Genomic DNA, 22,097 nt, shown 5'->3' with positions numbered 1-22,097 from the left:
GAGGATCATGGATGATGTGGAACTGGTTCACTAAAATGTTGGGGATACGTCCGCAGCCGCAGCGAAAACGGGTGCAGGTGGAGATCCCCATGGAACTGCACGAATACCGCGCCGAAAATCAGCGGCAGCCCATAAATAATGGGCCCAAGCCCGACAACGAGGGGTCCTGACCTGCCTGGTGAATGGATCCCTTACCAAGCCAAGCAGAGTAACTTGCCCATGCGTTTAGCCGATTTTTCCTTTGAATTGCCCGATGAGCTTATTGCCCGCTACCCCATGCCGGAACGCAGTGCCTCCAGGCTTTTGACCCTGGATGGCAACAGCGGCGCCCTGGCAGACAGGCAGTTTGTTGAGCTGCTCGAGTTGATCGAGCCGGGCGATCTGATGATATTCAACAACACCCGGGTGATCCCGGCCCGCCTGTTCGGCCAAAAGGCCAGCGGCGGCAAGCTGGAAATCCTGGTGGAGCGTATGCTGGATGACAAACGCATCCTGGCCCATGTGCGCAGCTCCAAGTCCCCCAAACCCGGCACCGAGATCCTGCTCGACGGTGGTTACCGCATGACCATGCTGGCCCGCCACGATGCCCTGTTTGAATTGGCGCTGGAAGATGAGCTCAGCATTCTCGATGTGTTGGAGGCCGTAGGCCATATGCCGCTGCCACCCTATATCGACAGACCCGATGAGGATGCCGACAAGGAACGCTACCAGACCGTTTATAACCAGAAGCCCGGTGCCGTGGCGGCGCCAACCGCCGGACTGCACTTTGACCAGCAAATGCTGGCCGATCTCAGGGCCAAGGGCATCGACATGGCGTTTGTCACCTTGCATGTGGGTGCCGGCACCTTCCAGCCGGTACGGGTCGACAATGTGCTGGAACACAAGATGCACTCCGAGTGGGCCGATGTACCCGAAGAGGTGGTGGCCAAAATTCTCGCCACCAAGGCCGCAGGTAAAAGAGTCATCGCCGTGGGCACTACCTCGGTACGTTCACTGGAAAGTGCGGCCCGTGCCAGCGAGGGTGAGCTGAAGGCTTTCCGTGGTGATACCGACATCTTTATTTACCCAGGATTCCGCTTTAGGGTGGTGGATGCCATGGTGACCAATTTCCACTTGCCCGAGTCCACTCTCATCATGCTGGTGAGTGCCTTTGCCGGCCATGCCGAAGTGATGCGGGCCTACGAGCACGCGGTTGCGCAAAAATACCGCTTTTTCAGTTATGGCGACGCCATGTTTGTAACTAAAAAAGCCCCCTGACAGGGAATTTTGTTTTAAAATGCCTGCCCAACCTGACGGTTGGGCATTTTTTTGGCCGCGCCGGCTTGAAGCCGGATGGCGGTGTCCCCATGTGTAAACAACGGCTTGATGCCATTTGAAGAGTCAGACTGTTTCTCTGACGAGGTCATTATGAAATTTGAATTGGATACTACCCAGGGTCGTGCCCGTCGTGGCCGCCTGATATTTGAACGCGGTGTGGTGGAAACTCCGGCCTTTATGCCCGTGGGTACCTATGGCACGGTCAAGGGTATGACGCCCGAGGAAGTGCGTGCCACCGGAGCCGACATACTGCTCGGCAACACCTTCCATCTGTGGCTGCGTCCCGGGGAAGAGATCATGCGCAAGCACGGTGATTTGCACGACTTTATGAACTGGCAGCGGCCAATCCTTACCGATTCGGGTGGTTTCCAGGTGTTCAGTCTCGGCGATATCCGCAAGATCACCGAGGAAGGGGTACATTTCCGCTCGCCCATCAACGGCGAAAAAATCTTTATGGATGCGGAAAAGTCGATGCAGATCCAGCACGCCCTTGGCAGTGACGTGGTGATGATTTTTGACGAGTGCACCCCGTATCCAGCCACCGAGGACGAGGCCCGCAAGTCGATGCAGATGTCGCTGCGCTGGGCCCAGCGTTCCCGTGACGAGTTCGACCGGCTGGAGAACCCCAATTCATTGTTCGGCATTATACAGGGCAGCGTTTATGAGGACCTGCGGGATGAGAGCCTCAAGGGGCTGCTGGAAATCGGCTTCGACGGTTATGCCATTGGTGGTCTGGCCGTGGGTGAACCCAAGGAAGACATGCACAGAGTTCTTGAGCACGTCTGCCCGCAGATCCCCGCTGACAAGCCCCGTTATCTGATGGGCGTTGGTAAGCCGGAAGACCTGGTGGAGGGCGTACGCCGCGGTGTCGACATGTTCGACTGCGTTATGCCGACCCGTAATGCCCGAAATGGCCATTTGTTTACCAGTGAAGGGGTGATCAAGATCCGCAATGCCCGTCATCGCGATGACACTTCACCGCTGGATGCCAAGTGTGACTGCTACACCTGCAAAAACTATTCGCGGGCGTATCTGTACCACCTGGATCGTTGCAACGAGATACTCGGTGCCCGCCTGAACACCATACACAACCTGCGTTATTACCAAAGGTTGATGGAGGGTTTGCGCACCGCCATAGAGACGGGTACATTAGACGCCTTTGTTGAGGACTTCTATACCAGTCAAGGGCGCGAAGTTCCCGAGTTAAAAGACTGATTAACTAGCTAAAAAGAAGAGAAAAACTATGTTCATTGCAAACGCATATGCGGCAGGCCCGGCTCCCCAGGGCGGTGGTACCATGGAACTGGTACTGATGTTGGCGATTTTCGGCCTGATTTTCTATTTCATGATTTTCCGTCCCCAGTCCAAGCGGGTCAAAGAGCATAAGAACCTGATGTCCTCCCTGTCCAAGGGTGACGAAGTGCTCACCAGTGGTGGCATTGTTGGCAAGATTGCCAAGATAGGCGACGACAATGACTACATACTGCTGGCCCTGAATGACAGCACCCAGATCACCATTAAAAAGGACTACATAGCGGCGGTATTGCCTAAAGGCTCTATCCAGTCCCTGTAAGCCAAGAGGGCTAAGGCGTGTTAAATAAATACCCAATGTGGAAAAACCTGATGGTGGTGCTCATCATCGCCGTTGGTTTTTTCTATGCAATACCGAACCTGTTCGGTGAAGACTATGCGGTGCAGGTGGTGGCAACCCGCGGCGCTGAAGTGACTGTGTCTACCCAGACCCAGGTCAGCGAACTGCTGGCCGGCAAGGGCATAGCGGTTAAACGCAGTGAATTGGAAAAAGGCCAGTTGCTGGTGCGCGTGAACAATGCCGAGGATCAACTGCAGGCCCGCGAAGCCATCAGTGACACCCTGGGTGACAAGTTCACCGTGGCGCTGAACCTGGCCCCGGCGACCCCTGAATGGCTGGAATCTGTGGGTGGTTCACCCATGAAGCTGGGTCTTGACCTGCGCGGCGGCGTGCATTTCCTGATGGAAGTGGACATGGGCGAGGCCATCCGCAAGATGGAAGAAGCCAAGATTGCCGATTTCCGCACCCAGTTGCGGGACGAGAAAATCCGCTACGCCGGTGTAAACCGCACGGTCAAGGGCATAGAAATCAAGTTCCGTGATGCCGACACCCTGAACCAGGCGGAGGCTTTTCTCAAGTCCCGCGGCAATGACATGCTGTTCAGCGAGCAAACCGGTGGCGGTAACTTTGTGCTGCTGGCCACCATGAGCGAAACCTACCTGCGTCAGGTGAAGGAAGAGGCCCTGAACCAGAACATCACCACTATCCGTAACAGGGTGAATGAGCTGGGTGTGGCCGAGCCCGTGGTACAGCGTCAAGGTGCCGAGCGCATTATAGTCGAATTGCCCGGGGTGCAGGACACTGCCCGCGCCAAGGAAATCCTCGGCGCCACGGCCTCCATTGAATTCCACATGGTGGATGAAAAGGCCGACGTGGCCGCCGCCGTTGCCGGTCGTGTGCCGGCAGGCTCCGAGCTGTATCAGCAACGCGAGGGCGGCCCTGTGGTGCTGAAGAAGGAAGTGATGCTGACCGGCGATCATATAACCGGTGCCCAGCCTTCCTTCGATCAATACAGCCGTCCCCAGGTATCCATTCAGCTGGATGCCAAGGGGGGCAGCATCTTCTCCGATGTCACCAAGGACAATATTCACAAGCGAATGGCGACCCTGTTCATCGAGTACAAGGACAGTGGTGAGCGCAATGCCGACGGCAGCGTGAAGATGAAGAAGATAGAGGAAGTGATTTCGGTTGCCATCATTCAGTCGCGCCTGGGTCGTAACTTCGTGATCTCAGGTCTTGGCCATGCCGAGTCCCAGAACCTGGCGCTGTTGCTGCGTGCCGGTGCCCTGATTGCCCCGGTCTCCATTGTTGAAGAACGTACCATAGGCCCAAGCCTGGGTGCCGAGAACATCAATAATGGTCTGCAGGCAATGATCTGGGGTATGGCAGTGGTATTGCTGTTCATGATGGTCTACTACCGCGCCTTTGGTGTGATAGCCAACCTGGCCCTGTCCGCTAACCTCATCATGGTGGTCGGTGTGATGTCGATGATCCCGGGGGCGGTGCTGACCCTGCCGGGCATTGCCGGTATGGTGTTGACCGTCGGTATGGCGGTTGACGGCAACGTGCTGATTTACGAGCGGATCCGTGAGGAATTACGCGCCGGTCGCAGCGTGCAGCAGGCCATTCACGAGGGTTACGGTAACGCCTTCTCGACCATTGCCGATGCCAACATCACCACCTTCATCACGGCGTTGATTCTGTTCGCCGTGGGTACCGGGGCCGTTAAAGGCTTCGCCGTGACCCTGATGATAGGTATTTTGACTTCCATGTTCACCGCAATTGTGGGTACCCGTGCGATAGTTAACGCGCTCTGGGGCGGCAAACGCGTGAAGAAACTGTCAATCTGAGGGAGCGACTATAATGTTTCAGATTTTAACCCTCAAAGGCTCGGTAGATTTTCTCAAGCACGCGCTGCCGATCAGCATCATGTCAGGCATCCTGGTGCTGGCCTCTCTGGTGTCGCTGGCCACAGTTGGTATCAACTGGGGTCTGGACTTTACCGGTGGTACCGTGGTGGAGATGGAGTTCTCCCAACCGCAGGATCTCAACAAGCTGCGTGTGGCCCTCGACCGGCCGGAAACCAGTGGCTCAGTGGTGCAGAACTTTGGTTCCAGCCGCGATATTCTGGTGCGTTTGCAGGTACGTGAAGGCATCAAAAGCGATGATCAGGTCAAGCTGGTCTTGGCCGAAGCCACCAAGCTGGATGCCGCCGTGGTGCAAAAGCGTGTCGAGTTCGTTGGCCCCCAAGTGGGTGAGGAACTGGCAGAGCAGGGCGGCCTGGCGGTCGTGGTCGCACTGATCTGTATCCTGATCTACGTGTCTTTCCGCTTCGAATGGCGCCTGGCGGCGGGTTCGGTGGCGGCACTGGCCCACGACGTGATTGTGACCCTGGGCGTGTTTTCCGTGCTGCAGTTGGAGTTCGACCTGACGGTACTGGCCGGTGTGCTGACCGTGGTTGGTTACTCGCTCAACGATACCATAGTGGTGTACGACCGCATTCGTGAGAACTTCCTCAAGATGCGCAAATCCACACCACGGGAAGTGGTGAATGCCTCCATCACCCAGACCATGAGCCGGACCATTATCACCACGGGTACCACGCTTATCACAGTAGTTGCCCTGTTCCTCAAGGGCGGCACCCTGATCCACGGTTTTGCGACCTCACTGCTGCTGGGGATCTTTGTTGGTACCTATTCTTCCATCTATATCGCAAGTTATCTGGCGATTCGCCTGGGCGTGTGCCGCGAGCACATGATGCCGGTGGAAGTGGAGAAAGAAGGCGCCGATCAGCCATCCATGATGCCCTGATAGCCAAATTTCACGCTTCACAGTTAAAAGCCACCTCAGGGTGGCTTTTTTATCGGCGGAAACTGTGGAATATATGCTCGATTTTGTCACATTTTCCCGTTAGCATGGGCCCGTACCCCGCCCGGAAAAAACTCTGGAACTGAAAATTCACAGCAGAGGATTTTCCCGGCCCATAACAAAAATAAACTCCATAGACAGGTAGTAGCATGGAAGAGCGCAAATGTTTGCTGACCGGCGGTAATCTGCTGCAGGCCCACACCTGGAAAGGGCTGTTGCAGATCAGTGGCATTGAGGTAGAACTCAGGGGAGAGGCCCTCTTGGGTGGCATAGGTGAATTGCCAGTGGATCTGCAAAACGTCGAGCTGTGGGTGAGCCAGTCGCAATTGCCCCAGGCCCAGGCGCAACTCGACAGCCTGCAATGCGATCTGCCCAAGTGGCAGTGTGTTCAGTGTCACGAATTCAATGAGGGCAGTTTTGAGCTCTGTTGGCACTGCAGTGCCGAACGCAGCGAGGCCCACAACTGAACACTTGTTTCCCTTTTGGCACGGCACTACACTTGAGCCAAAGGTTGGGATAAGGAGTTCAAAATGCAACATAATCCGGGATTTATCGCCTTGGTCGAGTCTATTTTGCCCAAGGTCACCGAAGTCAGCGTCGAGGCCTATCAGGCCGACGACAGCTGGCAATTGCTGGATGTGCGTGAAGATCATGAATGGCTCAAGGATCACCTGCCGGGAGCCCGTCATTTGGGCCGTGGCATTCTTGAGCGCGATATCGAAACCCGCTATCCGGATAAAAGCACCCCCTTGTTGCTCTACTGCGGTGGCGGCTATCGCTCGGCTCTGGCGGCCTACAATCTGCAGCTGATGGGTTATACCCGGGTCGCTTCCCTGACCGGTGGTTATAAGGCCTGGGTGGCTCGGGATCTGCCCCTGGTCAACGACTGAGAGTCAGATGCAATATTTTCCCCTGTTTGTCGACACCCATAATCTCAAGGTGTTACTGGTGGGTGCCGGTGATGTAGCCGCCCGTAAACTGGCGCTGCTGAGCCGCACTTTTGCGCAGATAACCGTTATTGCGCCGGACGTTTGCGATGAAGTGCATGCCCTGGCCGCCAGCGGTCATGTGCAGCTGTTGCAACGCCCTATCTGCGAAGCGGACATCAGCGATTGGGATTTACTCTATCTTGCTACCGCCGATAACGAGCTTAATCGCCATTACGCCAATCTCGCCCGGCAAAAGGGCATTTGGGTCAATGTGGTCGACAGTCCCGCCGAATGCCGTTTTATCACCCCCTCCATAGTCGACCGTGGCCGTTTGGTGGTGGCCATCAGCACGGCCGGAGCCGCGCCGGTGTTTGCCCGTGACATCAGGGCCCGGCTGGAAACCTGGCTGCCGTCCTCCCTGGCACCGCTGTTTGATTTTATTGCTGACAAGCGTCCGCAGGTACAGCAAAGATTGGCCTCAGTGCCCCAGCGGCGCCGCTTCTGGGAGCGTTTCTTTGCCCTCAATGGCGACAGGTTCGATGACAGCACTTTGGATCATTTCGAGCAGGCCTTTGGCTGTGAGAATTGGGGCGGTGAAGGACGGGATGGCGAACTGTGGCTTATCGACGATGCCACCCGAGCCGACCTGTTGCCTATTGCGGCATTGGCCCCCTTGCAGCGTATTGACTGTATCTGCAGCGATATATCGCTGCCACTGGAGCTGAGCGAGCTGCTGCGCCGGGACGCCGACCGCAAGGTCCTGCCAGCTTCAAGCGAGTTGAGCCACGCCCTGGAGGCCGGCCAGCGGCTGCTGGTTTATGGCAGTGCCGACGACATAGACAGGCTCAAGGCGCAGTTTCCCATGGCCAGGCATTTACGCCCCGGCGCCCTCTGAGGCATTTTTGCTGGGCCTGGCCCTTTTGATCGGCTAGACTGCCGCCTATTTGGATGCGGGAGTTCCCATGGCACTCAAGGCCACTGTGTTCAAGGTCGAGCTGGATATCGCCGACATGGACAGACATTATTATCAACAGCATGCGCTGACCCTGGCGCAACATCCCTCCGAAACCGACGAGCGCATGATGGTGCGCTTGCTGGCCTTTGCTTTGAACGCCAGCGACAGCCTGGCCTTCAGCAAGGGGCTGTGCGTCGATGACGAGCCCGAGCTGTGGGACAGGGAGCCGAGCGGTGAGATTAGGCTGTGGATTGAATTTGGCCAGGCCGATGAGAAGTGGCTGCGCAAAGCCGCCGGCCGCGCCCAAGAGGTGCAGCTGTTCGCCTACGGCGGTCGCAGTGTGCCCATCTGGTGGCAGCAAAATGCCCAGGCCCTTGAGCGCTACCGCAACCTGAAGGTGATTGAGATCCCCGAGGCCCAGGTCAAGGCCATGGCCACCCTGGTTGGCCGCAGCATGAAGCTCAATTGCTCCATCAATGAAGGGCAGATATGGTTGTCCAACGACAGTGACTCGGTGCTGATTGAGCCCGTGGTGCTCAAGCCGCTGTAAGCAAGTGCCTACAATAGAATAAAAAAAACGGGAGCCAGTGGCTCCCGTTTCGTTTAAAGCAAAATCGATTATTGGAAGCTCAGAGACCAGGAATCGATATAGCCTGTGTCCTGGCTGGCGCTGTCAACCACTTTCAGCTTCCAGGTACCGCTGGACTCAACACCTGACATGTCGGCAGTGTATGTCTTGTTGATGTTGTCTGTGCCTGAACCTGTGTTGCTGTGCAGGGTCGCTACCTGACCGGTTGGGCTCACCAGTTGAACCTTCAGATCACCAATGTAGGTGTGAACAATGTTCACTGCTACGGTCACAGTGCCTGAATCGCCGGTACGGGTCACGCTGATTGGGCTGGTGATACCTGTGGCGTTGTTGTCAGGGATGCTGTAGTTGCTGTCATTGGTGTAGGTCACAGGACCTGTGCTACCACCAGTGCTGCCTTCGGTGTAGCTGCCTACCAGGCTCACGCCGCTGAAGGCGCTGTAGCCACGCAACATCACATAGTAGGTACCGGCCTGAACGTTGCTGATTGGGCAAGACTCGGCATTACCACCCTTGTATGGACGGCAATCGTAGTCAGTGGTGGTTGGGGCTGCACCGAAGTTCACGTACAGATCCGCATCACCACTGCCACCGCTCATGGCAAAGCTGAGGTTGGTGGCGCCGGCTGGCACATCCATGGAGAAGTGAACTTCTTCAGCCTTGGCACCGCTCAGGTTGGTCTTGGCAACACCGTTTTCCAGCACGTTGCCACCAACAGGACCGGTAGGACCGTTACAGGAGGCGTCCAGGAATTCCTTGGCAGCAACCGCGTTGACCAGACCATAACCAGTCATATCATCACGACCGGCTGTGCCCAGATCTTCTGCAGTGGCTTTCAGGGCCTGACGTACCTGGGCTGCGGTACACTCTGGGTGGTAGCTCCACACCAGGGTAGCAACGCCGGACACGTGTGGGGTGGCCATGGAAGTACCGTTATAGTACTCATAGTCCTGGCCGCCGGTGTTGGATACGGTCACGCTGGAACCTACCAGATTACGCAGCTCCAGACCGGTAGCACGGTCAACAGATACCGACACCTTGGTCAGCTCGCTGTTGGTGTCCACCAGGAAGGGGTTTTGCAGACCGGGCAGGGCAGTGTTTGAGTAAACGATGGTGGCCGCGGCGCCGGCGGTTTGACAGGCCTTGGCAGCATCGATTTCTGGGTAGCTGGTGCCCTGATTACCCACACGCTCAACCAGACACACCTTGTTGGTCATGTTGCCACAGCTGAAGGTGCCGTTGGTCACGGTACATTCGGCCAGGGTGCCGGTGGCGGTGCCGTTGATGGGCGCGCCAACGTAGCTGGTGCCTGATTTGACGAAACGGTGATGGGGGACCACACCTTTGTCAAAGTAAGACTGACCATTGATCACTATGTCAGCCAGACGACCTTCACCGCGGGTAACGGTTGACAGAATCGCTTCACCCGGACCTGAAATTTCTACCTGGTTGGTGTACTGGGAGAAAGCAGAGTGATCTTTGTGGTTGTCAACGGAAGCCACAGACATTACCGCATCGTAAGAGGCTGGGTAGCTGTGGGTGTTGTCACCGGCGTTACCAGCGGCGGCGATCAACAGTACACCATTGTTGTAGTGGGCAGCCAGAGCGTTACGCTCTGTGGTGCTGGAACCTGAACCACCCAGGCTCATGGTCACTACGTTGGCACCGTTTTGCACGCAAGTGTCTACCGCGCCCACCAGATCAGAGGAGTAACCCCAACCTGAAGAGTTGAATACCTTGATCACGTGAATGTTGGCGTTTTGGTTGGGCATCACACCCACAACGCCGTCACCGTTGGCGATAGCGGCAATGGTACCGGCAACGTGAGTACCGTGGGCGTTATCCACGCCTGGCTCATACCAGTTGCCTGTGCCTGAATTGTTGGTACCTGTCACGTTGTTGCCGGACAGATCGGAGTGACTGCGATCGTAACCAGCATCGATGATACAGATGGTGCGGTTGCCGGCCATGCTGTCTGACAGCTGAGTGGCGCCAACGAAGTTCTGACCCCAAGGGGTGGTTTCAGACATCAGGTGGCGTGGCATATCTTCTTCAACGTATTCCACGTCGGCGCGGGCACGCAGAGCCTTGATACCTTTGGCATCAAGCTTGGCGCTGTAGGCGTTGCTGCGGCCAATACGCTTCATTTCTTTGGCTGCTACGGCGTTCAGGGCCTTGTGATGACCAGAGACTTCCAGAGCAGCTGGTTCATAGGACATGCTTTGGGCAGCTGAAGCGGCGTTGGCGGCAGCCATTTCATTCTTGAATTTCACCACGTAGCGCTTTGGCAGCGGTGATACCTGTTCCTTGGCGGGTAAAAGGCCACCGGCAGCAGGAGCTGCCTGCACGCTGGCGGATATGGCGAGGGCGAGGGTGGATAAACCCAACACCATTTTGGCTTTATTATTGATTGTCATACTTATCTTCCGTGTTGCAAGAGTCAGAACTAATCGTTGTTATTGGATGCTTTGCCAGCAAAAGCCGCACAAAGCCGTTACTCCGGCAGTGAATTTAACTACTGATGCTACACATGTAAAACAAATGTTAACGGAATGTCGTGTGGTTTTTCAGGCTGGCAGGAATGCTTTTTGTGACTGAATATGCACGAGTGTGATTGTTTTATTCACTAAATTGGCTGAAACCGCATCAATATTCGTTGTGGGTAGTTGGACGGCATACGGACGTTTGTGCGTCTGTTATGCGCCTAAATCGGGTTTTACTGTTATATCGTTATGAAAATACGTAAGTATTTTTTCTTATTCTAATATGGAATAAGTTATCCCTATATTCGTGGTGATGTGCAAGCAACAGGTATTCTGTTCAGCCGTGGTTCAGTTTCGATGCCGACAAGCGCGCCAAAAATGTTGATGTGCACATTCGGCGTGGAGAGAAGATTCAACAATGTCGCCTCTGTGAAAAGGACGTTGCGGCAATAAAAAAGGCACCCAAGGGTGCCTTTTCAATGTAGCTGAAATCAGGGGTAGCTGAAATCAGGGTTTGGCTGCCGCCAGGGATTCAAAGCCGCCACCGTTATAGGTGTGCTCGTACCCTTCGGCCACCAGGCTGTCCTGGGCAATGCCGCTGCGACGACCGCTGCGGCAGTAAAGCACCACTTCTGCATCCTTGGCGATACCGCGCTTGGCAAACTCGGCCGCAATCTGCTCGAAGGGGATGTTGATGGCACCGTCGATATGTCCGGCAGCGTATTCCTCGGCGGTGCGTACATCCACCACCATGGCGCCGGCCTGGATTTTTTGCCAGGCGACGGCTGGATCTTTGCCCTCTCCGGCCCAAGATGCTATTGGCAACAGCAGGGTCAGGCACAGCACCAAGCCGCGCCAAAGTGTCAGTAATTTCACAGTCTCTCCTTGTGTGAGTGGATTATTTCTTCGCCAACTCGGCCTCTGACTTGATCCCCATCTTTTTCATCAGCATGGCGGCGGGGCAGAAGCCGGTAAAGGCGCTTTGAAACAGGTTAGCGCCAACAAAAGCCGTTAGCCAGACAAAATTATGATGTACAAAGGCGGTCAGCAGCAGTGACAGCAGCACCATAAAACCGGCAAATGCCATAACAGAACGTTCAAGTGACATAATGACTCCTCGCGCCTGGGCGCATTGGGTTATGACTCCATACGGTGGCGCATCAGTGCATAGTAAAGCACGGGTATCACCACCAGAGTCAGCAGGGTTGATATAAAGATACCGAAGATCAGGCTGATGGCCAGACCGTTGAATATGGGATCATCGAGTATAAACAGGGCCCCAATCATGGCGGCCAGCGCCGTCAGCATGATGGGCTTGGCCCGCACGGCGCCCGAGTGGATCACCGCCCGTTCAAAGGGCACACCGGAGGCGGACTCCTGATTGATAAAATCCACCAACAATATGGAGTTGCGCACTATGATCCCCGCCAGGGCAATCATGCCTATCATGGAGGTAGCGGTGAACTGGGCCCCGAGCAGGGCATGCCCCGGCATCACGCCTATGACTGTCAGTGGGATAGGCGCCATGATTATCAGCGGCACCAGGTAGGAACGGAACTGGGCCACCACCAGCAGGTAAATGGCTATCATGCCCACAGCATAGGCCAGACCCATGTCGCGGAAGGTTTCATAGGTGATCTTCCACTCACCGTCCCAGAGTATGCCCGGCATGGTCAATCCGGATGGCTGCTGGATGTAGTTCTGCTCAATACCGCCCCTGGCATCAATGTCCGCCGCCATCTCAAACATGCCATATAGCGGGCTGTCCAAAGGCCCGGCCATATCGGCCACCACCATCACCATGGGATTGAGGTTCTTATGGATAATGGGCGCATCCATCACCTCGGTTCGGATAGCCACCACTGCCGCCAGGGGAAAGCTTTGCCCCTGGGCACCACTGATGTTCATCGCCAGCAACTCTGACAGGTCCAGTTTGCTGCCTTCTTCCAGCTGCAAACGGATGGGCACGCTCTTGCTTTGTCCCTTGAGGTGCAATACGCCCACGTCCTTGCCACCGACGGCGCTGCTGATGAGATCCACTATGGTGTCATAGCGGATGCCAAGCAGGGCAGCCTTGCTGCGGTCTATCTGCACCTGCCATTTTTGCTGGGGATCGGGCAGAAAGATATCTATATCGACCACATCCGTCGTGGCAGCAAACAGGGACTGAATTTCCCGGGCCGTGTTCTCACGAGTTTGCTGATCCGGGCCATAGATCTCGGCCACTATCGGTGACCAGACCGGAGGGCCGGGTGGCACTTCCACCACTTTGACATTGGCGCCATAACGCTCGGCGACCGGACGCAGGGCTTCCCGGGCGGCCAGTGCTATGCTGTGGCTGTCTCTGTGTCTGTGACGCTTATCCAGCAGGTTGACCTGAATGTCGCCAAGCTCAGGACTGGAGCGCAGATAATAGTGGCGTACCAGACCGTTGAAGTTCATCGGCGCCGCCGTTCCCGCATAAAGCTGCAGGTGTTCAACTTCTTCCAGCTTCACCAACTCGGCTGACAAGGCTTTCAGCACCTTCTGGGTTTGCTCAAGGGGCGTGCCCTCGGGCATGTCCAGCATCACCTGAAATTCGGACTTGTTGTCAAAGGGCAACATCTTGAGCACCACCAGTTGCACCGCCGGCAGCACCAGGGCCACCAGGATAAGTCCGGCTATCCCCAATCCCAGTCCCAGTCTGGCTTTGCGACCCTCGCTCCCCTTGAGGAAGGGACCTATCAGGCGCGTGAACAGTGTCAGCAGGCGGGGATCGGCACCGGCGTGCTCGCTGGCTCCTGTTTCGGTCTCGGACTCGGCATTGGGCTCATGGTGCTGGTGGCGGATAAACTTGCGGCTCAGCCAAGGGGTCAGCACAAAGGCCACTGCCAGGGAAATCAGCATCCCCATGCTGGCATTGATGGGAATTGGGCTCATGTAGGGGCCCATGAGGCCCGAAACAAAGGCCATGGGCAACAGGGCCGCGATAACCGTCAGGGTTGCCAATATGGTGGGACCGCCTACTTCATCGACGGCCACCGGAATTAATTCCAGCAGGCTGCGTTTGCCGAGCGCCATATGGCGATGGATGTTTTCCACCACCACAATGGCGTCGTCCACCAGAATGCCAATGGAAAATATCAGCGCAAACAGGGATACCCGGTTCAGGGTAAATCCCCAGGCCCAGGAGGCAAACAGGGTCAGGGCCAGGGTGATAATGATGGCCACGCCCACCACCAGGGCTTCACGGGCACCCATGGTAAACAGCACCAATACCACTACGGCGGCGGTTGCAAAAATGAGTTTGAAAATCAGCGTATTGGATTTATCTGCCGCAGTAACCCCATAGTTGCGGGTGACGGTCAGCTGCACATTGTCAGGCACCAGTTGGCCCTTGAGTTGCTCAATGCGGGTCAGTACCGCATCGGCAATATCGACCGCGTTGCTGCCGTTTTGCTTACCTATGGCTATGGTTACGGCCGGAACCGTGCCTTCACGGTCCGCATGGAACACCTGTTGCCTGGGAGCATCTGCCTTGAGGCTGATGGTCGCCACGTCCTGCAGGTATACGGGAGTTTGGCTGCCGTCGTTTTCCTGGAATACACCAACCACAAGTAAACCCACATCGTCGGCGGAGCGCAAAAACTCGCCGGTTTGCACCCGGATTTCCTGGTTGTCCTGTACCAGGGGCACGCTGGCCGCCATCAGGTTATTACCGCGAATGGCACTTTCCAACTGGGTCAGGCTCAGACCGTAGGCCGACAGTGCCTGGGGATCGATGCGCACATTGAGCACCAGTTGCTGCTGGCCCATGGCGGAAATCTCCCGGGTGCCGGGAATGCGCTTGAGCTCGGCTTCCAGGGTTCTGGCCACGTCGGTAAGCTGCTGGGCCGATACCTTGGGGTCATTGCTGTGCAGGGTCAGGCTGACGATGGGCACATCGTCGATACCGCGGGGTTTGATCAGTGGCTCACCGACACCGGCCAGGCGTGGCACCTTATCCAGGTTGGAATAGATCTGGTTGTAAAGTTTGACTATGGCGTCATGGCGTTTTACCCCCACCTCGAAGATGACGATGATCAGGGCACCATCGGGTTGGGAAAAGGAATACAGGGTATCAATACCCTTGATTTCCGATATCACCCGCTCCGCCGGCAGGGTCACCAATTGCTCGACTTCCGCCGGTGTGGCGCCGGGGAAGGGGATAAAGACGTCGGCAAAAGTCACATCTATCTGTGGCTCTTCTTCCTTGGGGGTGATCAGCACTGCGAACAGGCCCAACAACAGGGCCAACAGGGCCAGCAAGGGAGTTATGGCACTGTGCTGGAAGCTGGCGGCGATGCGGCCCGAAATACCCAGGCCCTGGGATTGCTTGGTCATTTTGCCTCCCTTACCTGGCCGTAACCTGGTGTGCATTGAGGGCGATTTCGTCCCCTTCTGCAAGTCCTGAAAGCACGGTCAGCTCATCACCTTGCTCTTGACCCAGGCGCACCTGAGTCAGCACAAAAGTGTCGGCCTGTTTGAGGTAAACGGCATTGAGTTCGTTGCGCACTATCAGGGCACTTTTGGGGATCCGCAGCTGTGAGCGCATTTCCTTGATAAAGCGCACCTTGGCCCAGGAGCCGGGCGTCACGGCGGCATGCTCGGGCAACGCGACCCGCACTCTTTGGCTGTGACCACCGGCGGAGGCAAAGTCGAACAGTTCGATGCGGTCACTGTCTATCTTGCTGCCATCGGCCAATTGCAGTTCCACCTTGGCGTTGCCGCGAAAGGCGCTGATCCATTGCTGCGGCAGGCTGAACACGGCGCGCATCGCATCACTGCCATAACCGGACAGCAATGGCTGACCGGGATTGACGGTTTCACCGACTTCCACATGGCGCGCAGTCAGGACACCGCCAAAGGGGGCGTACACCACAGTGTAATTGAGTGATTCCCTCGCCCGGGTCAGACCGGCCTTGGCGGCCGTCACGGCTTGTTCGGTGCTGCGGGCTCGGGCGATGGCTTCATCCATGGAGTTGCGCGATACCGCGCCCTTGGGAAAGAGTTCGCTGACTCGTTTAAGCTGGGCCTGAGCCTCAATATTCACCGCCTGTGCCTTGGCAAGCTCGGCTTCGGCGGCCTCGAGGCCCGCGCCCTGTTCCTTGCTGGTGATTTCCAGCAGGGCAGCGCCGGCCGGAACCTTGTCATTGACATCGAAATTGAGTTTGATGATCCGTCCCGAGGTTTGCGCCGACACGGTTGCAGCGCGCACCGGCTCGATGACCGCATCCAGTGTCAGGTACTGGGGGTGCACCTCGGCCTTCAGGACCTGAGTTTGAGGTTCGGCCGCGTAGGCAGCCATACTTGTGGGCAATGCGCTCAGGGTCCAGGCACCCAGGGTTAAGGTGCTTTGTGCCAGCAGGGTCAGCAAGAGTGAATTAGCCTTCATGGGGAACTCCAATTAAATCCATGAGAAAATTCTAATGGAATGTGGTGTATCCAGCAATCCATTTCATTAGAAAAAATTAATGGATTGTGGCCCAGCGCAAAAAAATGAAGGCGCATCAGCGCCTTCTTTTCAGTCCGTCAGGTAGTAGGTGACAGTGGAAACCACCCTGATACGCTTTATTTGGGGGCTGTTGCTGTCACGGTCACTGATGGTGAATTGTCCCTGGCTGGCACTCTTTATCTTGCCCAGATGGGAGCCCGAATCATGGGCGAACTTGTCCGCCACTTCGCGGGCATTCTCTGTGGCCAGCTGAACCATGGCCGGCTTGACTGCGTTCAGATCCGTGTACAGGAATTCGGTGCGGTTTTCGTAATCATTGCCGCCAATGGCTATGCCTTCCCGGGCCAGGGTTGCCAGTTGTCTGCGGGTTTCCAGGACCCTGGCCACCTGGCTGCTGTAGAGGGAGATGGTGACCTTGGCGGTGTAACGGTACTTGAGGTTGGGATCGGCATAACCCTGGGCCTGTCTGTCCTCTATGGCGGGCAAGCCCAAACTGATCTCGCTGTCATCAAACCCCTGTTGTTTGAGAAAGTCGAGCACCTTGGCACTTTTCTGCTCCAGGGTGTCATACAGGCGGGGCAAATCGTTTTCGACTTCGGTAAAGCGAATAGGCCAGATGGCGATATTGGCGTCGACGTCCTGTTCGGCCAGACCCTTGACTGTCACGGTCCGCTCACTGGCCTTGAGTTCCAGTGCGGTTTGCTTGAGATATAAGCCGGTGGCCAACAGACCTGCGCTGAGACTAAGACCCAGTGCAAGGGCCGGCAAGGTAAGGGACTTTTCCATGTAAACTCCTGTAAGCAACAAAGCTTCAGCATAACCTGTTGCCGCCTGGCCGGCATCAGTCCTGTTTCCTATTACCGGGCGCTTGCCAGAGTTCCACCTTGTTGCCGTCGGGGTCGATAAACCAGCCAAAACGCCCCAACTCTGAGTCCTCGGTATTATTCATCACCTGGGCTCCGGCCGCACGCAGCTGCGCCAGGGCACCGGCCAGGTCATCCACCATCAGGTTGAACATGAACCCCTTGTTTGAGGGGGCAAAATAGTCGCTGTCGGCGTTAAATGGACTCCAGACATGGTAGCTGCCACTTGGCAATTGCGCGGTATGAAAAGCGCAGCCGCCCCAGTGTTCTATATCCATACCCAGATGTTGTTGATACCAGTTTGCCAGCGCTGCCGGATCGGGGCTTTTGAAGAAGATCCCCCCAAGACCTATGACTCGTGCCATTTCCATTATCGCAATGTGATTATTGTTCGCTTAAATGTAGGCAAGAAATTGAGCGGATACAAAAAAGCCGCCCCGGAGCAGGGGAGCCCCGGGGCGGCATTGTTGTCGGCAGGCTATCAGAAACTGCGACTGTACTGCATGGAGTAGTAAACGGCGTTGGAGCGGGTGTGGGCTATGACCTCACCAATCAGGGCGCTCATTTCGTGCACTTCCACATCTTCGCCGCGGACAAAGGCCAGGCCAAAGTCGACGCTGGACTGCTTGTCCAGAGCAAAGGTGGTGCCGACCGTGTACCAGTTGCGGTCAGAATCAGGAATTGACAGTGAGCTCAATTGATCCACCACACCCTGATCGTGCATGTAACCGGCACGCAGGCTCCAGTCGGCGTTCAGTTTGTAGGTGCCGCCGATGCTGAACAACCAGGAATTGTCCCAGGCGTAGTGCTTGAGTTGGGCGTTGCCAACGGCCATGCCGTTTGGCAATGAGCCGTCCTTGACCGTGATTTCTTTAAAGTCGCCCCAGCTGGTGTACTGGGCCGTGTAGTGCAGGGCAAAGCTGTCGCTCAGCTGATGGAAGCCGGCAACCTGGAAGATATCGGGCATGGGGATGGCAATTTCATCGAAGCTGACATTGGCCATGGCCTGGGTATTGAACACATTGATGTCACCTGAGGCGGTGAACTCGGGGCTGAGGCGGTAACTGGCGCCGATGCGGTGCTCGGCATTGAACTCGTACACCAGGCCGACAATCCCGCCCAGGGCCCAGCCATCGGCATCCACGTCAACCAGCTTGGCGTTCACCAGGGCGCCATTGGGACCCAGCGGCAGGGTACCTTCGCGGCTCAGTTTGCCCTGACCATAAATAATGTCGATACCGGCACCGATACTCAGGTGCTCGTCGAAACGGTAGGACAGGCTGGTGTTGAGGTTGACCGTGGTGACTTCGGTGTTGCCGAGCAAATCAACGGGTGCCGGCACAGTGCCCAGACCCGGGATGGTCACCGCGTTGTTGGCCAGGGCCGTAGTGTCGGTGCCGGTGCCGAAGTTGCTGAAAGCGGCCATGCCAAAGGTCAGCTTGTCGCTGAGTGGGCGAATGTAATAAAAGTTGGGAATAAATTTGGCGTCGGCGGCATCATGTTCGCTGCCAAAGTCCAGCGGCATGCCGGCTGCCTGTACGTCTTTGACCTTGACGTCGATATCGGCGTAGGTCATGCCCAGTGACAGGGCGGCCTTGTCAAACATGGCCATGGCGGCAGGGTTGCGGGCCAGTACCGAGGCATTGTCGGCGATAACGGCATCACCGGCGAAGGCGCGGCCGATACCCGTGGCGGATTGGCTGTTCAGTTGAAATCCGGCAGCCATTGTCTGGCCACAGGCCAGGGCGAGGGCAGAAACCAATAGTGTCTTGTTGAAATACGTCATTATTTTCATCTCTTGCTGGTTGTCCCGGCCCAAGCGGCGCAGGAAGTTGCTGCGGCATCTTAGGGAGTACAGTTGTACGCAACAAGTCCGACCAGAGCTAAAGCTCCATCGCAAGTGGTGAAAAGATAAACGGATTTTTGTACGGTATCTGGGCGCGTTTATTGCGGAGCGCTTGAATTCTGCGCCCGGGTGCCCGTGGCCAGGGTGTTTGCCGCGCGACAGTCATTTGAATTTGCCATTTGAATCCGGCAGGGCACCTTGGAGGTTTTAGGAGCGGACAAGCGGATAAATAAAAAGCGTACATATGTACGCTTTTTCTCTGGCTATTTTCAGCCGTGGTTAGAGGCTGTTGTGGAAGCGATCAAACTCCTGTTCCACCCGCTCACAGGGCTTGGCAAGCTTGCTGGCCAGCATACCGGCGAGGGTGGCCAGCACAAAGCCCGGCAAGATTTCATACAGATCAAACAGGCCGCCGCTCAGCTGTTTCCAGACTACCACGGTCAGGGCACCGCTGATGATGGTAACCACGGCGCCGGTGCGGCTGTAACCGCGCCAGAACAGGGACAAGAGCACCACGGGACCAAAGGCGGCGCCAAAACCGGCCCAGGCGTAGCTCACCAGCCCCAGCACGCTGCTCTGGGGATTGAGGGCTATCACTCCGGCGATAATGGCTATGGTCAGCACGCCAATGCGACCCACCATCATCAGTTCGCGATCGTCGGCCTTGGGTCTGAGCCACTTGCGATAGAAGTCTTCGGTGATGACAGATGAGCACACCAGCAGTTGCGAGTCTATGGTGCTCATGATGGCCGAGAGAATGGCGGCGATCAGCAGACCACCAATCCAGGGATTGAAGGCCACCTGGGACAGGTGAATAAACACGGTTTCAGGATTGTCCAGGGGCTTGCCGGCAAAGTACAGACTGCCGGCAATGCCGGTGGCGAGGGCGCCCAAAAGTGACAGTATCATCCAGCCCATGGCAATGCGGCGGGAGAGCGGCAGATCTTCCACCTTTCCTATGGCCATAAAGCGCGACAGTATGTGGGGCTGACCGAAATAACCCAGGCCCCAGGCGAGCAGGGACAGCAGACCTATGACAGTGGTGTCGCTGCTGACCAGGCTCAACATTTGCGGTGGCAGGGTATCCAGATTGGCATGGCTTTCGGGATGAGAGAAGATGGTCACAGGCACGATCAGCAGGGCAATCAGCATTAAGCAGCCCTGGAAAAAGTCGGTCCAGCACACGGCAAAGAAACCGCCGATAAAGGTATAGCCGACAATAATGGCCGAACCTATGACCAGGGCGGCGTTATAGTCGAGGCCAAAGACCTTCTCGAACAGAATGGCACCGCCGACCATGCCGGAAGAGGCATAGAAGGTGAAAAACACCAAAATGGTGACGGCAGATACCAGCTTGAGCGAGCCCTTGTCATCGTGGAAGCGTTTTTCGAAAAAGTCCGGCAAGGTCAGGGCATTGTCTGCTTGCTGTGTGTAGACCCTGAGCCTTTTGGCTACCAGCAGCCAATTGAGCCAGGCACCGACCACCAGGCCGATGCCTATCCAGGCCTCGCCAAGACCGCCCAGGTATACGGCGCCGGGCAATCCCAGCAGCAGCCAACCGGACATGTCCGAGGCTCCGACGCTGAGCGCCGTGACGCCTGGCCCCATTTTGCGGCCACCGAGAATATAGTCATCGACCGTATCCGTTGAGCGGTAGGCCCAAAATCCCAGGCCCATCATCAGGGCCAAATAGCCCGCAAAGGTGATTAAAACCGGTGTCGCTATCATTATGCTTTATCCGTTGTCATTTAGTTATCAGTGATATGCATTGGTTTGGCATGCTAGCAGAAGTCAATGCAGGATCCCAATAGCCGGGATGCTGGCCCGTCAGCTCAGACCAGTCAAATGGCCACTATCGGCCGGCAAATTAAAAAGGCCGCAGGTATTGCCCCGCGGCCTTTTTGCCATTGTCTTGTCAGATCTAGATGAAATCCTGACGTATGGTTTGTTGCAGTGCAGTCAGCGATTGCTGCTCATCGCCCACCAACATCAGGAAGGCATCTCGGGTGCGGAATCCCAGACCTTTCAGGGTGCTGTCGGCAAATCGCTCGCTCAATTGCATCCGCTCTTCCAAGGGGACGATAAACAGGGTGGTTTTGCCGTTTTCACCTTCCAGCACCAGATGTATGCTCTGCACTCCCCGAAAATCGCAGAAGGCCTTGAATACCACTTTGCCGGGGAGGGCATTGAAATGCGCTCCCTTAAGGCCGGAGATGCTGGCCAGGCTGGCATTGAGGGTGGGCAGGTCTACCGCCTGTTCCATGGTCAGTGCCATGGGCTCATGGTGTACGTGGGCCAGGGCATGCTCACCCAGATCCACCGGCCCCAGACGCAGCCAACTGAATCCCAGTCCAATGACAAAGGCGATTGATGCCGCCATGGCCATCAACCAGGTGGTGCGGCGTTTGCTTTGTCTGTGCGCCAGCAATTGCTGGCGCAGCAGCAGACGCGCCGCGAGGGTTTCGGGAACGTCCACGTTCATGGCCCGGGCCAATTTGGCATCGAGCTGCTTCAGTTCCCTGACAAAGGCGCCACGGTTTTCTTCTTCGGCCATGGCCGCCAAAAATTCGGGATCCTGGCTTTGGGGGTCGCTATAGGCACGGCGGCGAAACTCAAGTTCATCCATTTGACTGACCTCGGATAGATGGATGTTCCAACAATTCTCTTAGCTGATTACGGGCCCGGAACAGCCGGGTCATGACGGTATTGCGGTTCAGCTCCAGCATCTCGGCGATTTCCTCACCACTGAAGCCGCCGATAACCTGCAGCAGCAGGGGTTCCCGGTATTCGGGCTCCAGGGTCGCAATTTGCCGCCTGAGCCAATACTGCTCGGCGGCATCCTCGGTGGTGTGAGCGGCAGCATCGCTTAAGTGCTCCTGATCCACATCGGAATAATCAAACTGCTTGCGCTCAAAACGGCGGGCATTTTCGCGCCGCAAAATGGTGATCAGCCACGCCTTGGCCGCCTTTTCATCCTTGAGGGAGTCGAGGGAGCGCCAGGCCCGGAGAAAGGTCTCCTGGGTGATGTCTTCTGCCACCTGTCTGTCACCGCAAAGCCAGAAGGCATAGCGGAACACGTCGGTGTGCAGTGCCCGGACCAGGGCATCGTATCGTCGTTGTTTACTCAGCATGTCAGACATGACCGAGTCGGATTTGGATTTATTGCGCCCTTTGGCAAACATA

Annotated in this window: 20 protein-coding genes; 9 read left to right on the top strand and 11 right to left on the bottom strand. The window is 56.5% G+C overall.

Going from position 1 to position 22,097, the window contains the following annotated elements:
- The first annotated feature begins 219 nt into the window (after positions 1 to 219).
- The 9 genes from queA (at position 220) to JYB84_RS11165 (ending at position 8,210) form a co-directional block, all read left to right on the top strand.
- Positions 220 to 1,257: a tRNA preQ1(34) S-adenosylmethionine ribosyltransferase-isomerase QueA gene (gene queA, locus JYB84_RS11205; RefSeq protein ID WP_207323197.1), complete on the top strand. Its 1,038-nt coding sequence runs from the start codon at positions 220 to 222 to the stop codon at positions 1,255 to 1,257.
- A gap of 150 nt (positions 1,258 to 1,407) precedes the next feature.
- Entirely contained in the window at positions 1,408 to 2,532 is a 1,125-nt protein-coding gene (gene tgt, locus JYB84_RS11200) for a tRNA guanosine(34) transglycosylase Tgt (protein WP_207320168.1), read from the top strand.
- Between the two features lie 28 nt (positions 2,533 to 2,560).
- Entirely contained in the window at positions 2,561 to 2,890 is a 330-nt protein-coding gene (gene yajC / locus JYB84_RS11195; RefSeq protein ID WP_207320167.1) for a preprotein translocase subunit YajC, read from the top strand.
- Between the two features lie 17 nt (positions 2,891 to 2,907).
- Positions 2,908 to 4,758 carry a protein translocase subunit SecD gene (gene secD / locus JYB84_RS11190; RefSeq protein ID WP_207320166.1) on the top strand — a complete coding sequence of 617 codons (1,851 nt, stop codon included), beginning with the start codon at positions 2,908 to 2,910 and terminating at the stop codon, positions 4,756 to 4,758.
- A 13-nt stretch (positions 4,759 to 4,771) separates the two neighbouring features.
- Entirely contained in the window at positions 4,772 to 5,719 is a 948-nt protein-coding gene (gene secF, locus JYB84_RS11185) for a protein translocase subunit SecF (RefSeq protein WP_207320165.1), read from the top strand.
- Positions 5,720 to 5,925: 206 nt separating this feature from the next.
- Positions 5,926 to 6,243: a putative signal transducing protein gene (locus JYB84_RS11180; RefSeq protein ID WP_207320164.1), complete on the top strand. Its 318-nt coding sequence runs from the start codon at positions 5,926 to 5,928 to the stop codon at positions 6,241 to 6,243.
- Positions 6,244 to 6,306: 63 nt separating this feature from the next.
- Positions 6,307 to 6,666, top strand: coding sequence for a rhodanese-like domain-containing protein (locus JYB84_RS11175; protein WP_207320163.1), 360 nt, complete (start codon positions 6,307 to 6,309; stop codon positions 6,664 to 6,666).
- Between the two features lie 7 nt (positions 6,667 to 6,673).
- On the top strand, positions 6,674 to 7,600 hold the full coding sequence (locus JYB84_RS11170) for a precorrin-2 dehydrogenase/sirohydrochlorin ferrochelatase family protein (protein WP_207320162.1): 927 nt from the start codon (positions 6,674 to 6,676) through the stop codon (positions 7,598 to 7,600).
- Positions 7,601 to 7,667: 67 nt separating this feature from the next.
- Complete coding sequence (locus JYB84_RS11165; protein ID WP_207320161.1) at positions 7,668 to 8,210, top strand: YaeQ family protein; 543 nt, start codon at positions 7,668 to 7,670, stop codon at positions 8,208 to 8,210.
- Positions 8,211 to 8,278: 68 nt separating this feature from the next.
- Here the strand turns inward: JYB84_RS11165 and JYB84_RS11160 are convergent, their stop codons facing one another.
- From JYB84_RS11160 to JYB84_RS11110, 11 genes are all read right to left on the bottom strand, one after another.
- Positions 8,279 to 10,666 (bottom strand): S8 family serine peptidase, encoded by a 2,388-nt coding sequence (locus JYB84_RS11160; protein WP_207320160.1) that lies wholly within the window; start codon positions 10,664 to 10,666, stop codon positions 8,279 to 8,281.
- A gap of 573 nt (positions 10,667 to 11,239) precedes the next feature.
- The gene (locus JYB84_RS11155; protein WP_407696033.1) at positions 11,240 to 11,581 is read right to left on the bottom strand and encodes a rhodanese-like domain-containing protein; all 342 of its coding nucleotides are present in this window, start codon (positions 11,579 to 11,581) and stop codon (positions 11,240 to 11,242) included.
- A gap of 49 nt (positions 11,582 to 11,630) precedes the next feature.
- Positions 11,631 to 11,840, bottom strand: a complete 210-nt coding sequence (locus JYB84_RS11150) for a YgaP family membrane protein (protein WP_207320158.1) — start codon at positions 11,838 to 11,840, stop codon at positions 11,631 to 11,633.
- A gap of 29 nt (positions 11,841 to 11,869) precedes the next feature.
- The gene (locus JYB84_RS11145; protein ID WP_207320157.1) at positions 11,870 to 15,094 is read right to left on the bottom strand and encodes an efflux RND transporter permease subunit; all 3,225 of its coding nucleotides are present in this window, start codon (positions 15,092 to 15,094) and stop codon (positions 11,870 to 11,872) included.
- Between the two features lie 10 nt (positions 15,095 to 15,104).
- Complete coding sequence (locus JYB84_RS11140; RefSeq protein ID WP_407696032.1) at positions 15,105 to 16,058, bottom strand: efflux RND transporter periplasmic adaptor subunit; 954 nt, start codon at positions 16,056 to 16,058, stop codon at positions 15,105 to 15,107.
- Between the two features lie 216 nt (positions 16,059 to 16,274).
- Positions 16,275 to 16,991, bottom strand: coding sequence for an SIMPL domain-containing protein (locus JYB84_RS11135; protein ID WP_207320155.1), 717 nt, complete (start codon positions 16,989 to 16,991; stop codon positions 16,275 to 16,277).
- Between the two features lie 55 nt (positions 16,992 to 17,046).
- The gene (locus JYB84_RS11130; RefSeq protein WP_207323196.1) at positions 17,047 to 17,433 is read right to left on the bottom strand and encodes a VOC family protein; all 387 of its coding nucleotides are present in this window, start codon (positions 17,431 to 17,433) and stop codon (positions 17,047 to 17,049) included.
- 116 nt (positions 17,434 to 17,549) lie between these two features.
- On the bottom strand, positions 17,550 to 18,854 hold the full coding sequence (locus JYB84_RS11125) for an OmpP1/FadL family transporter (RefSeq protein WP_207320154.1): 1,305 nt from the start codon (positions 18,852 to 18,854) through the stop codon (positions 17,550 to 17,552).
- Between the two features lie 339 nt (positions 18,855 to 19,193).
- Positions 19,194 to 20,645 carry a sodium/proline symporter PutP gene (putP, locus tag JYB84_RS11120; RefSeq protein WP_207323195.1) on the bottom strand — a complete coding sequence of 484 codons (1,452 nt, stop codon included), beginning with the start codon at positions 20,643 to 20,645 and terminating at the stop codon, positions 19,194 to 19,196.
- 190 nt (positions 20,646 to 20,835) lie between these two features.
- The gene (locus tag JYB84_RS11115) at positions 20,836 to 21,540 is read right to left on the bottom strand and encodes a DUF3379 domain-containing protein (protein ID WP_207320153.1); all 705 of its coding nucleotides are present in this window, start codon (positions 21,538 to 21,540) and stop codon (positions 20,836 to 20,838) included.
- The gene (locus JYB84_RS11110; protein ID WP_207320152.1) at positions 21,533 to 22,096 is read right to left on the bottom strand and encodes a sigma-70 family RNA polymerase sigma factor; all 564 of its coding nucleotides are present in this window, start codon (positions 22,094 to 22,096) and stop codon (positions 21,533 to 21,535) included. Before JYB84_RS11110 ends, JYB84_RS11115 begins: the two co-directional genes overlap by 8 nt.
- Position 22,097 lies beyond the last annotated feature (1 nt).

Source organism: Shewanella cyperi, assembly GCF_017354985.1.
Classification (GTDB): Bacteria; Pseudomonadota; Gammaproteobacteria; order Enterobacterales; family Shewanellaceae; genus Shewanella; species Shewanella cyperi.
Note: the sequence above shows the minus strand (reverse complement) of the source record. Positions and strands in the feature narration are given on the sequence as shown.

Excerpts from the sequence above, each read along its gene's own strand:
- JYB84_RS11140 (WP_407696032.1), bottom strand. The coding sequence starts at position 16,058 with ATGGCTGCCTACGCGGCCGAACCTCAAACTCAGGTCCTGAAGGCCGAG.
- yajC (WP_207320167.1), top strand. The coding sequence starts at position 2,561 with ATGTTCATTGCAAACGCATATGCGGCAGGCCCGGCTCCCCAGGGCGGT.
- JYB84_RS11175 (WP_207320163.1), top strand. The coding sequence starts at position 6,307 with ATGCAACATAATCCGGGATTTATCGCCTTGGTCGAGTCTATTTTGCCC.
- JYB84_RS11150 (WP_207320158.1), bottom strand. The coding sequence starts at position 11,840 with ATGTCACTTGAACGTTCTGTTATGGCATTTGCCGGTTTTATGGTGCTG.
- JYB84_RS11135 (WP_207320155.1), bottom strand. The coding sequence starts at position 16,991 with ATGGAAAAGTCCCTTACCTTGCCGGCCCTTGCACTGGGTCTTAGTCTC.
- queA (WP_207323197.1), top strand. The coding sequence starts at position 220 with ATGCGTTTAGCCGATTTTTCCTTTGAATTGCCCGATGAGCTTATTGCC.
- secF (WP_207320165.1), top strand. The coding sequence starts at position 4,772 with ATGTTTCAGATTTTAACCCTCAAAGGCTCGGTAGATTTTCTCAAGCAC.
- JYB84_RS11115 (WP_207320153.1), bottom strand. The coding sequence starts at position 21,540 with ATGGATGAACTTGAGTTTCGCCGCCGTGCCTATAGCGACCCCCAAAGC.
- JYB84_RS11125 (WP_207320154.1), bottom strand. The coding sequence starts at position 18,854 with ATGACGTATTTCAACAAGACACTATTGGTTTCTGCCCTCGCCCTGGCC.
- JYB84_RS11180 (WP_207320164.1), top strand. The coding sequence starts at position 5,926 with ATGGAAGAGCGCAAATGTTTGCTGACCGGCGGTAATCTGCTGCAGGCC.
- JYB84_RS11145 (WP_207320157.1), bottom strand. The coding sequence starts at position 15,094 with ATGACCAAGCAATCCCAGGGCCTGGGTATTTCGGGCCGCATCGCCGCC.
- JYB84_RS11160 (WP_207320160.1), bottom strand. The coding sequence starts at position 10,666 with ATGACAATCAATAATAAAGCCAAAATGGTGTTGGGTTTATCCACCCTC.
- JYB84_RS11110 (WP_207320152.1), bottom strand. The coding sequence starts at position 22,096 with ATGTTTGCCAAAGGGCGCAATAAATCCAAATCCGACTCGGTCATGTCT.
- JYB84_RS11165 (WP_207320161.1), top strand. The coding sequence starts at position 7,668 with ATGGCACTCAAGGCCACTGTGTTCAAGGTCGAGCTGGATATCGCCGAC.
- JYB84_RS11130 (WP_207323196.1), bottom strand. The coding sequence starts at position 17,433 with ATGGCACGAGTCATAGGTCTTGGGGGGATCTTCTTCAAAAGCCCCGAT.
- JYB84_RS11170 (WP_207320162.1), top strand. The coding sequence starts at position 6,674 with ATGCAATATTTTCCCCTGTTTGTCGACACCCATAATCTCAAGGTGTTA.
- tgt (WP_207320168.1), top strand. The coding sequence starts at position 1,408 with ATGAAATTTGAATTGGATACTACCCAGGGTCGTGCCCGTCGTGGCCGC.